Source organism: Williamsia sp. CHRR-6 (genome assembly GCF_018474015.1).
GTDB lineage: Bacteria > Actinomycetota > Actinomycetes > Mycobacteriales > Mycobacteriaceae > Williamsia_A.
Genome location: NZ_JAHCSG010000004.1, coordinates 289,150 through 301,203 on the forward strand (window position 1 = coordinate 289,150; position 12,054 = coordinate 301,203).

Here is a 12,054-nt window from a genome sequence, read left to right on the forward strand (position 1 = left end):
GTAGCAGTCGATGAGATGCAGTGCGTGCGCGGTACGCCGCCGAGGTCAGCGCTGCGGCGCCTGCGTCGGCACGATGGGCGCCGGCAGGAAGGTCTCCTGGGTGAGGTAGCGGTCCACCGCAGCGGCCGCCGAACGGCCTTCGGCGATGGCCCACACGATCAGCGACTGCCCGCGACCGGCGTCACCGGCGACGAACACCCCGGGCACGGTGGTCTGGAAGTCGTCGTCGCGCACCACGTTTCCGCGTTCGTTGTAGTCGACACCGAGCTTGTCGAGGAAGTCTTCGCGCTCAGGTCCGACGAAGCCCATGGCCAACAGGACCAGGTCCACCTCGAGCTCGAAATCGCTGCCGTCGACCTTCTGGAAGCGACCGTCGACCATCGTCACCTCGTGTGCCGACAGGCTGGTCACCACGCCGTCGGTGCCGTTGAACTTCTCGGTGTTCACCGAGAAGACGCGTTCGCCACCCTCCTCGTGCGCCGAGGACACTCGGAACATCAGAGGGTAGGTGGGCCACGGGGTGCTCTCGGCCCGCTCCTCCGGCGGGCGCGGCATGATCTCGAACTGGTGCACCTCCTGCGCACCCTGGCGCAGTGAGGTACCCAGGCAGTCGGCGCCGGTGTCGCCGCCACCGATGATGACCACCTTCTTGCCTTTGGCGGTGATGGGCGGCTGACCGTTCTCGTCGGTGACGTCGTCGCCGAGCTGCACCTTGTTGGCCCACGGCAGGTACTCCATGGCCTGGTAGATGCCCGAGAGTTCACGTCCGGGGATCGGCAGATCACGCCAATTGGTGGCGCCGTTGGCCAGCACCACCGCATCGTGGTTGCCGCGCAGGTCCTCCACGCTCAGGTCGACACCGACGTTGACCCCGGTGCGGAACACCGTGCCCTCGGCCTCCATCTGCTCGATGCGGCGATCGATGTGGCGTTTCTCCATCTTGAACTCGGGGATGCCGTAGCGCAGCAGACCCCCGATGCGATCGGCGCGCTCGTAGACGGTCACGGTGTGACCGGCGCGGGTGAGCTGTTGTGCCGCGGCCAGTCCGGCCGGACCCGAGCCGACCACGGCCACGTTCTTGCCGGTCTGCTTGCTCGGCGGCACCGGGGTCACCCAACCCTCGTCGAAGGCGTTGTTGATCAACTCCACCTCGACCTGCTTGATGGTGACCGCGGGCTGGTTGATGCCCAGCACACACGACGCCTCGCACGGGGCCGGACACAACCGGCCGGTGAACTCGGGGAAGTTGTTGGTGGCGTGCAGTCGGTCGATGCCCTCGCGCCACTGCCCCTTGTAGACCAGATCGTTCCACTCGGGGATCAGGTTGCCCAGCGGGCAACCGTTGTGGCAGAACGGGATACCGCAATCCATGCACCGGCTGGCCTGATGCCGCAGGACCTCACGGTCCTGCGGTTCGTAGACCTCTTTCCAGTCCTGCAACCGCAGGTCCACCGGCCGACGTGCCGGCAGTTCCCGCTCGGTGTACTTGAGAAATCCGCGCTGATCACCCACGAGCTGCCTCCATGATCGCTTCGTTCACGTCCCGCCCGTCTCGCTCGGCGGCCGCGATTGCATCGAGCACCTTCTTGTAGTCACGCGGCAACACCTTCGCGAAGGCGCGCTGCGTGGTGTCCCAGTCCGCCAGTATGGCTGCGGCGACCGGGGATCCGGTCTCGTCGCGGTGCTTGGCCACGATGTCGTGGAGGAACGTGATGTCCTCGGCGTCCAACGCGACCAGGTCGACGAGTTCGGTGTTGAGATCGGCGGAGAACGTCGAGTTCGGGTCGTAGACGTAGGCGATACCGCCCGACATGCCTGCGGCGAAGTTGCGTCCGGTGCCACCGAGGACCACCACCCGCCCGCCGGTCATGTACTCGCATCCGTGGTCGCCCACACCCTCGACCACCGCGGTCGCGCCGGAGTTGCGCACGCAGAACCGCTCACCCACCACACCGCGCAGCAACAGCTCACCGCCGGTGGCGCCGAAGCCGATCACGTTGCCCGCGATGATGTTCTCCTCGGCCACGAAATCAGCCGGGGCGGTGTCAGAAGGACGCACGATGATCCGTCCACCCGAGAGTCCCTTACCGACGAAGTCGTTGGCGTCGCCGTGCAGCCGCAACGTGATGCCCTTGGGCAGGAACGCACCGAAGCTGTTGCCCGCCGACCCCGAGAAATCGATGGCGATGGTGTTCTCCGGCAGTCCGGCCGCACCGTAGGCCTTGGTCACCTCGTGACCCAACATCGTTCCGACGGTGCGGTTGACGTTGGAGATGGCCGAGGTGAACGCCACCGGCTCACCGGAATCGATGGCCGGGCGGCTCTGGGCGATCAGCTGCTGATCAAGTGCCTTGTCCAACGAGTGGTCTTGGCGGCCCGAGCAGTACAGGTCCTGGTTCATGAACGGCGAGTCGGCGATCGCCAGGATCGGCGACAGGTCCAGCTTGCCTGCTTTGGCCCGCTTCCAGTGCGCCAACGCCTTGGAGGTGTCCAGGGCCTCCACATGGCCCACCGCCTCCTGCAGAGTGCGGAAGCCCAGGCGCGCCAACAGCTCTCGCACCTCCTCGGCGATGAACATGAAGAAGTTCTCCACGAACTCGGGCTGACCGTTGAACCGCTTGCGCAGCACCGGGTTCTGGGTGGCCACGCCCACCGGACAGGTGTCGAGGTGACAAACCCGCATCATGATGCAGCCCGAGACCACCAGTGGCGCGGTGGCGAAGCCGAACTCCTCGCCGCCCAGCAGAGCGGCGACCACCACATCACGGCCGGTCTTGAGCTGACCGTCGACCTGAACCACGATGCGATCGCGAAGCCCGTTGAGCAACAACGTCTGCTGCGTCTCGGCCAGCCCCAGCTCCCACGGCGCCCCGGCATGTTTGACCGAGGTGAGCGGGGTGGCGCCGGTGCCGCCGTCGTGACCGGAGATGAGCACCACGTCGGCGTGCGCCTTGGACACACCCGCGGCGACGGTGCCCACACCGACCTCGGAGACCAGCTTCACGTGGATCCGTGCGGCCGGGTTGGCGTTCTTCAGGTCGTGGATCAGCTGGGCGAGATCCTCGATCGAGTAGATGTCGTGGTGCGGCGGCGGCGAGATGAGCCCGACTCCCGGTGTGGAGCCACGGATCTCGGCCACCCACGGGTACACCTTGTGCGGCGGCAACTGCCCACCCTCACCCGGCTTGGCGCCCTGGGCCATCTTGATCTGGATGTCGGTGCAGTTGGTCAGGTAGTGCGAGGTGACACCGAACCGACCCGAGGCGACCTGCTTGATGGCGCTGCGCTTCCAGGTGCCGTCGGGTTCGCGGTCGAACCGCTTGGGATCTTCGCCGCCCTCACCGGAGTTCGAGCGCGCGCCCAACCGGTTCATCGCGATCGCCAACGTCTCGTGCGCCTCGGCCGAGATCGAGCCCAGGCTCATCGCGCCGGTGGAGAACCGTTTGACGATCTCGCTGGCCGGCTCCACCTTGTCGATGGGGATGGGGTCGCGATCTCCGAAGTTGAACTCGAAGAGTCCACGCAGCGAGGCCATCTTGGCCGACTGGTCGTCGACGAGCTTGGTGTACTCCTTGAACACCCGGTACTGGCCGGTGCGGGTGGCGTGCTGCAGCTTGAACACCGTGTCCGGGTTGAACAGGTGGTACTCGCCCTCACGCCGCCACTGGTATTCGCCACCCACCTCCAATTCGCGGTAGGCGCGCTCCTCGGGCCGGGCCTCGAAGGCGATGGCGTGGCGGGCGGCCACATCGGCGGCGATGTCGTCGAGGTCGATGCCACCGAGGTGGCTGTGCATGCCGGTGAAGTACTCGTCCACCGTCGCCTGACCGATGCCGATCACCTGGAACAGCTGGGCCCCGGTGTAGGAGGCGAGCGTGGAGATGCCCATCTTGCTCATCACCTTGAGCACGCCCTTGCCCGCAGCCTTGGCGTAGTTCGTGCATGCGGTCGGGAAATCGATGTCGCCCAACACACCTCGCTCGATCATGTCTTCGATCGACTCGAACGCCATGTACGGGTTGATGGCCGCGGCACCAAACCCGACCAGGCACGCCATGTGGTGCACCTCGCGGGCATCACCGGACTCCACCAGCAGCCCCACCTGGGTTCGGGTGCGTTCGCGCACCAGGTGGTGGTGCACCGCCGCGGTGAGCAGCAGCGACGGGATGGGTGCCAACTTCTCGTCGGACTCACGATCGGACAGCACGATCAGACGCACGTCGTCGGCGATGGCCTCGGACACCTTGCGGCGAACGTCCTCGATGGCGCGCCGCATGCCCTCGCCGCCCTCGACGACCGGGTACAGGCCGTGGATGACCACGCTACGGAAGTCGGGGTACTGACCGTCGTCGTTGAGCCGCACCAGCTTTGCCAACGCGTCGTTGTCCAGGATCGGCTGGCTCAGCGCGATCTGACGGCACGACTCCGGCGTGGGGTGCAGCAGGTCGCGCTCGCGGCCGATGGTGCCACCGAGGCTGGTGACCACCTCTTCGCGGATGGCGTCCAGCGGCGGGTTGGTCACCTGGGCGAAGATCTGCTGGAAGTAGTCGAACAGCATCCGCGGCCGCAGCGACAGCACCGCCAGCGGGGTGTCGGTGCCCATCGACCCGATCGCCTCGGCGCCGGTCTTGGCCATCGGGGTGACCAACATGTTCAGCTCTTCGGTGGTGTAGCCGAACACCTGCTGGCGCAACCGAACCCGGTCATGCGACATGTGGGTGTGCGGGCGGGCCGGCAGCTTGTCCAACGCCAACAGCCCGTCGTCCAGCCACTGCTGGTAGGGGTGCTCGGCAGCGAGTGCGTCCTTGATCTCCTCGTCGGCCACGATGCGGCCCTGAGTGGTGTCGACCAGGAACATGCGACCGGGCTGCAGGCGCAGTTTGCGCACCACGTCGGCGGGGTCGATGTCGAGGACACCCACCTCCGAGGCCATCACCACCAGTCCGTCCTTGGTCACCCAGACTCGGCTGGGGCGCAGACCGTTTCGGTCCAGCACGGCGCCGATGACGGTGCCGTCGGTGAAGCACACCGACGCCGGTCCGTCCCATGCCTCCATCAGGGTGGAGTGGTATTCGTAGAAGGCCCGGTGCTCGGGCTTCATGCTCTCGTGGCGTTCCCAGGCCTCGGGGATCATCATCAACACCGCGTGCGGCAACGGACGTCCACCGAGGTGCAGCAGCTCGAGCACCTCGTCGAAGCGGGCGGTGTCAGAGGCTCCCGGAGTACACGTGGGGAAGATCTTCGCCGCCGCATCGGGACCGAACACGCTCGCGTCGATCAGCGCCTCGCGGGCGCGCATCCAGTTCTCGTTGCCGGTGACGGTGTTGATCTCACCGTTGTGGGCGACGCGCCGAAACGGGTGCGCCAGCGGCCACGACGGGAACGTGTTGGTGGAGAAACGTGAATGGACAAGGCCCAGTGCGCTTTCCACACGCTCGTCCTGCAGGTCGAGGTAGAACCCACGCAACTGAGGGGTGGTCAGCATGCCCTTGTAGACCAGGGTGGCGCCCGAGAGGCTGGGGAAGTACACCGTCTCGCGGCCGGGCCCGTCCTGGCCGGCGCCGTTGGTGCCCAGCTCGGATTCCACCCGCTTGCGCACCACGTAGGCGCGGCGCTCCAACTCGTCTCCGGTGAGGCTCACCCCTGCCGCCCCGGCGATGAACAGTTGCCGGAAGGTGGGCATGGCGTCACGGGCCAGGGCGCCCAGGGAGGTCTCGTCGACGGGCACCTCACGCCAGCCGAGCACCGACATGCCCTCTTCGACGGTGATGCGCTCGACCGCCTCGACCGCGGCCTTGGCGTCGCCAGAACCCTGGGGCAGGAACGCGATCCCGGTGGCGTACTCGCCGGCCGGCGGCAGCTCGAAGTCGACCACTGCACGCAGGAACCGGTCGGGGACCTGGATCAGGATGCCGGCGCCGTCACCGGTGTTCGGCTCGGCTCCCGCTGCACCTCGGTGCTCGAGGTTGACCAGCGCGGTGATCGCCTTGTCGACGATGTCGCGGCTACGGCGTCCGTGCATGTCGACGACGAAGGCCACGCCACACGAGTCGTGCTCGTTGGCCGGGTGGTAGAGCCCTTGCGGGCCGGGAGCCTGCTTCATCACTGTTCGCCCTAACATCGCTGCTTCGCGATCACGCCTCAGGTTGGTGGATGGCTTCTCCCAGTATGGGGCGGCCTCCGCTGAGGACTGTTCCGATATGCGCTGACCTGCACGGATGCTCTGGTCGTAGACATCCGTGGGTTACATCAGCGCCGTTGCTGACGTGCGGGTGGACCCCTCGGTGGTGTCCTGAGGTCCCACGAACTGCCCGCGTGGGTTGGCCCGCGGGTAGATCATCGTCAATTTTCTCACGACAGGGGTCGTGAACCGTAATCGGACTGTGACGGCCGGCGTCAGTCTTCGAAACCCGGGGTGACCGGTGCCAGCACCCGGTCGAGCAGGGTGTCGGCGCGCTGCGCCACATCACCGCGATCGCTGAGCGGCAGGACGGTGAGCTGGGCACCCAGCTGCCCGATCGACGGGTGTACCCGCAGCCACCGAGATTGGGTCCAACGCGCCATGGCGTGAGCCTGGGCGAGGATGCCGGGCCCGAAGTTGTGGGGCCGGTGGGAGTACATGGTCAGCAACGCAGACCGACCCTGGTGTGCGGCGAGGTGGTACTGCACCACCGAACCCACCGGCCCCAGCGCGGTCACCATCCGGCGATAGCTCTCCCACCGCTCGTCGGCGTCGAGATCAGCGATGTGCAGCACCGGGGCACCCTGGTCGAGGCCGAATCCCGAGGACACGCCGTAGTGCTGGGCGATGTGGTCGAGCAGCATCGGGAACTGGTTGCTGGCCCCCACGGTGCGCACCTTGCCGTCGGCCGAGACCAGCGACAAGCCGACGCTCTCCAGACCAGGCACCACGGCGACGACGGTTTCGGCTATGGCGCACAGGTTCTCGTACACGCTGTGCGGCGCCCCGTGCGCGCGACGAGCCCGCACGCCCACCCGGTCCTCATGTTCCAGCGAGAGCCGGCGGGCCAACACTCGGGCCATCGCGGTCACCGCAGCGCGGTCGGTGGTGTGGTTCCAGGCGTAGCGGCGCGCCATCAGCGGACCGGTGTCCCCGAGGTCGCGTGCCACCAGCGTCGCGCCGTCGTCGGCACCGAGGCGCACCAGCACGATGTGGTCGTCCAGCGCCTGCATCCGGGCCCCACGCACACCGTGGGGCAGTCGGGTGCCGGCTCCGATCACCCCCACCAGGCTGCACGAATCCGACAGTTTCTGATAGCGCACCGCGGTCGCGGTGTCGAACAGCGCGGGGTCGGGCAACGACAGCAGCACGCAGGTGTCTCCGTTCCCGGCCAGCACCCGCTCCTCCATCGCCAGGCGGATCTCCTCGATCTCACCGAGCGGGTCCACCCGGGTGGGTTGGCCGTCGAGGAGTTGTTGAATGTCGGTGGAGCGCACCGGCACCACCGTCGCGTCCTGGTCCAGCACGTCACTGCACCGGGCCGCGGCCATCAGATCGTCGGTGATCGCCAAGGGGCCGGGGCGCCCGAAGTGGTAGCCCTGTCCGAGCACAGCACCGAGTTCGACGGCACGATGCAGATCCCGCTCGGTCTCCACGCCCTCACACAGCAGCAGCGCCCCGGTCTCTGCGATGTACTCACGCGCCACCCGCAGGGTCCGCTCCTGCTCGCGGCCCAGCTCGGCAGCCAACATCGAGCGATCCAACTTGATGATGTCGGGCCGCAGCAGTGGCAGCAGCGTGATGGAGTCGGCGTTGACGCCCACGTCGTCGAGCGCGATGGAGCAGCCTTGTTCGTGCGCCCAATCGGCCACCCACAGAACAGATCTCGGATTCGACAGCAGCGCCCGTTCGGTCAGCTCCAACACCAGTGATGTGGCGGCCGCGGCGTCGCGCAGGGCCATCGGGTCGATCTCCCACGGCGGCGGCTCGCCGACCACGCCGGGCTCGATGTTGAGAAACAGCCGCAGCGGTCCGGTCATACCGCCCTGCTGTGCGCCCAGCATCGCGGCGCGGCGGCACTCCCAGTCCAGGGCCCCCAGCACGCCGAGCTCGCGGGCCCGGGTGAACATCTCGTAGGGACCCACGCCTGGACGGTTGGGGAATCGGGCCAAAGCCTCGAACCCGACGACTGTGGAGCTGCCGATGTCGACGATCGGCTGGAAAACCGACCTCACTTTGCGGTGGGCACCCAGCAGCTCGTCGAGCACGTCAGATGACGACGGGATCACCCTGGACACCTCCCCCAACTCACGCTCGAGTTACCGGAGAGCCCCCGCCGCCCCGTCGATCAGTGCCGATGGTAACCCCACGGCGGTTGATCAGGGAATGATCGCTACAACCAGCCCCGCTGCTCGGCAGTGGCTGCCGTCTGGGCGCGGGTGTCGGCCCCGGTCGTCGTTGTTGCGGAACGTCTTGGCACGGCCGGGCCCGCACGGTCTGGGTCGGTTCGCACGGCCTGCGTCAGTTCGCATGGTCTGCGTCGGTTCGCACGGTCTGGGCCAGTTCGCACGGCCTGGGTCAGTTCGCACGGCCTGCGTCAGTTCGCACGGCCTGCATCAGTTCGCACGGTATGGGCCGATCCGCACCCCACATGCACCGTGCGAACCACAGCACACCGTGCGAACTGCACGACACCGTGCGAACCCCGCCACCAATCAGCGGCGGGGTGCCCCTCCACCGCCGCCACGCACCGGGCGATCATCGGTGGTGTCGAGGTTGAGCCCACCGATCACTGTCGGCGCCACCTCCTGCTCACCACCCACCAACTCCTCACCGTTGGCTTTGGAGTTCAGGTAGCGGGCCGACTTGTGGCCCTTACCCTCGCCACCTTCACCACCCGGACGGGCACCACCCATCGGCGCACCACCCATCGCCCCCGGCGCACCAGGACGACCATTCTGCAGCGCAGCCTGCTCCGCAGCCACCATCCGCTCAGCAGCACCCATCGACCCCGCCCGAGCCTGCAACGCCTTCTCCGCTGCCGCCGCACCGCCCAGGCCACCACCAGCACCACCGCCGCCGCCGCCCTTGCCCATCGCGGCAGCCGCCTTCGCCGCCTTCGCCGCGGCAGCTTTCTCCGCATTCGCCAACGCACCCGCCGACCTGGTTGCCGCGGAGTTCCCCAACCCAGACCCCGCCCCCGCCAAACCCTTCGCCGCACTCCCCGCCTGCGACGCCGCCGACTGCGCAACACCCGCCGGATTCCCCGCGGCCGCAGCCTTGGCCGCCGCCTGCTGCGCAGCTGCGGTCTTCGCCGCAGCCTCCTTCGCCACCGCATCGGCATTCGCCGCCCGCGTCAATGTCGCAGCCTTCTGCGCCGACCCCGTACCCGATGACCCCGGACCCGCAGCAGGGCCAGGACTCGACGCAGTCGACTGCGTCTGCAAGGTTTTCGGTACCGGCCCAGACGTCCCCTTACTACCCTGCGGACCCGGCGGAGGCGTCATCCCAGGCACCAACAACGGCGCCGACCCCACCGGATTATGCGGATCAGAGATGTATGACATGCCTGTCGACGCAGTCATCACACCCGGGTTATAAAAGGCTGCCATAAGATCGCGGGCCTGCTGTTCGTACCATTCCTGCCGACCCGCGACAGCGGCCGCCGTCGCCGGCGACGCAGCCAAAGCCGGCAGCTCCGTGGTCCGCTGATCATACAGGGCCTGGATTCCTGGCTTGGTCTGGCCGAGCGCGGTACCGAAATGCGCGGTCGCATTCCCGATCCGCGCCATCTCACGCCCAATGTCACCAGAACGCGCGGTGAAGTCTTGCAAACCCTTGTAGATCGCATCCTTTGCATTACCCGACCATTTATTGTGGTCGTCCATATGCGACTTCGATCGCGAATTGAACCGGTCCAACGCCGTCAAAAGATCATCAGCGATACCACGCCACAGCGCTGCCAAAGTCTCGACCTTCGGACCATCAGCAGACGTGAGCAAGAAGTTCGCCATATCCAGAATCGGCCCAGCAACATTCTCCGGCGACGCACCAGTCGGATACGTACCCGAATCGGCCCCACCCGGAATATACTTGTTATTGTACTTTTCCGCGGTGTAATGCCTATTGGATATATCGGGCCACGCATCAGTGGCCTTAGGGTGATTCACACCATTCTTGTAGACTCCCAGCGCCTCATCGTAGCTACCCTTGTTATGCTCCCATGGCATCGGGGGGATCCCGCCATTTTCCTTCCATTGCTTCAAATACGACTTACGGTCTTCAACCGCCTGAACTGCCGCCTGGCTGATCACATGGCGGTTCTCAGACTCCTGAGCCAGGAGATTCTTAGCCGCATTTTGAATCGCATTAGAAACCTCCCTGCAGATTTCGGATAACCGCCGAAGAGCTATCAATGCGGCGTCACCGAGCGCAAGCAGAGACGCTTGCAGGAGATTTCCAGAATTGAAGTCACCTGTGGCGGCCGAGCGCGCAAGTTCTTGCGCGCTGGCAAGAAGCTTGTCTATAACCTCCTGGAGTCCTGTTAGATCGCTCAAAACATCCGATGCAACTCCGACATCGAATGTCATACCGGCACCACCAGGACCGGCAATAGCTGCAATTACGTCAAACCGATCAGTCACTACTTCGACCTTCTCATCTGCGAGGGACGGGTGGGCAGATTTGGTGCGACAACTTCCGCGTACGAGAGCGCTCGCTGGCATTCATCCTCTGAGCTATCAGCACTTCGGTTATAGGAAACCTCCGCGACGCCGTAGAATGTTCCCCACGCCACAACGCACTCACGACTATCTGGATCTAGGCGCTGACGAAGAAGGGTGCCAACTCTCCCGCCTGGGAGCGGAACGCCTTCGCGAATGACCCGATAAGTCTGTCCAGACTTGTACTGATAGAGCGGAAGTGTGTAGATAGCCGATGCGCCAACCCAGCCCTGGTTGCTATCAGGCTGGAAGGCGCAGGACTGGATATAGTCAGATAAAATTGCAGAAGTAACCTTCGAAGCTCCGAGGGCTTCGAGTTGCTTCCTTGGCAGGAAAGGACAGATCTCCGGCAAGTTCCCCACGTACGGGCTCTGGTTCTCCGGAATCGTCGTCACCACACCCGACATGTCCTTGGTGGAGTTCAAATCCCTGATCGAGTCTTTCGGCACATCCGCGGGCACCGACACCGACACCACCTTCGCAGCATCGGAGTTCGGTGATCCACTAGTCCCCGACGAACATCCCGCCACCACCAGCACCGACACCACCGCAACCACACCACACCCGAGAATCCGCTTCACACCCATCACCCCTGGCTCCCCGCAGCCGCCGCATCGCGACGCCGCTTCAACGTGTTGAACACACGATTCATCGTCTTGGCCAACGTAGTCGCAGACACACCCATCGCCACCCCCACCTCATCAACCACCAGCAGGTACCGGCCGTCATCAGGGATGTCATGCCACCGCAACTCCATCTGCCACCGCCGATCCGTCCCATCGACAGCATGCACATTCAGGTTTATCTGACCGCACAGGGCGGGCATCATATGCCGAAACGCTGCGGCCGCAGTCGACTTCGGGGCGGTGGCCGCAACCACAGCAAGCTTGGCGTCACCCAATGACTCCTGGTCGAACTCGACCGCCGAATCGGTGGGCAACCGACCAGGCCCGGCTAAACCCGGGATCAGCGCAGCCACCCCACGCGTCCATGAGGCGACGTCGGTTCGTGTCACCCGCACATCACCCCCAGCACCCACCTCTGGGCCGGGGAGTTGCTGGGCGATGAACGCATCATCGTCTCCCGCCCAATAAGCATGTACGCGAACGTAATGCGACGGATCCTTGATGTCTTTGCTGACATCACAGCCACTGATGTCGATCTGGTAGATCGGTTTGGCCAGAGCGACCAATGCCGCCTTCTTCGCCGGGGTGAGTGCGGCGCGGAACTCCTCACGCACCCGCGACTCGATCAGCCGGAAAGCATCGTCGTCTGCAGCGGCGGTCTTGACACCCCAGACGAACGAGGCCGGGTACCTGGTGTGTCCCACCTCGGCCAGGCCGAGACGGAACTCGTGAGTGCTCATCACCC

Annotated in this window: 6 protein-coding genes; all 6 read right to left on the reverse strand. The window is 65.7% G+C overall.

Annotated features, from left to right (window positions below; all coding sequences use genetic code 11):
- Window positions 1–45: 45 nt before the first annotated feature.
- Window positions 46–1,512 carry a glutamate synthase subunit beta gene (locus tag KIK15_RS12840; RefSeq protein WP_214245052.1) on the reverse strand — a complete coding sequence of 489 codons (1,467 nt, stop codon included), beginning with the start codon at window positions 1,510–1,512 and terminating at the stop codon, window positions 46–48.
- Entirely contained in the window at window positions 1,505–6,103 is a 4,599-nt protein-coding gene (gltB, locus tag KIK15_RS12845) for a glutamate synthase large subunit (RefSeq protein WP_214245054.1), read from the reverse strand. Before gltB ends, KIK15_RS12840 begins: the two co-directional genes overlap by 8 nt.
- 293 nt (window positions 6,104–6,396) lie before the next feature.
- Window positions 6,397–8,250, reverse strand: a complete 1,854-nt coding sequence (locus KIK15_RS12850) for an EAL domain-containing protein (RefSeq protein ID WP_214245056.1) — start codon at window positions 8,248–8,250, stop codon at window positions 6,397–6,399.
- Between the two features lie 426 nt (window positions 8,251–8,676).
- Window positions 8,677–10,605, reverse strand: coding sequence for a cysteine-rich tail protein 1 (locus tag KIK15_RS12855; RefSeq protein WP_214245058.1), 1,929 nt, complete (start codon window positions 10,603–10,605; stop codon window positions 8,677–8,679).
- Window positions 10,605–11,264 carry a hypothetical protein gene (locus tag KIK15_RS12860; protein WP_214245060.1) on the reverse strand — a complete coding sequence of 220 codons (660 nt, stop codon included), beginning with the start codon at window positions 11,262–11,264 and terminating at the stop codon, window positions 10,605–10,607. Before KIK15_RS12860 ends, KIK15_RS12855 begins: the two co-directional genes overlap by 1 nt.
- 5 nt (window positions 11,265–11,269) lie before the next feature.
- Complete coding sequence (locus tag KIK15_RS12865; protein WP_214245062.1) at window positions 11,270–12,049, reverse strand: hypothetical protein; 780 nt, start codon at window positions 12,047–12,049, stop codon at window positions 11,270–11,272.
- Window positions 12,050–12,054 lie beyond the last annotated feature (5 nt).

Excerpts from the sequence above, each read along its gene's own strand:
- gltB (WP_214245054.1), bottom strand. The coding sequence starts at position 6,103 with ATGAAGCAGGCTCCCGGCCCGCAAGGGCTCTACCACCCGGCCAACGAG.
- KIK15_RS12865 (WP_214245062.1), bottom strand. The coding sequence starts at position 12,049 with ATGAGCACTCACGAGTTCCGTCTCGGCCTGGCCGAGGTGGGACACACC.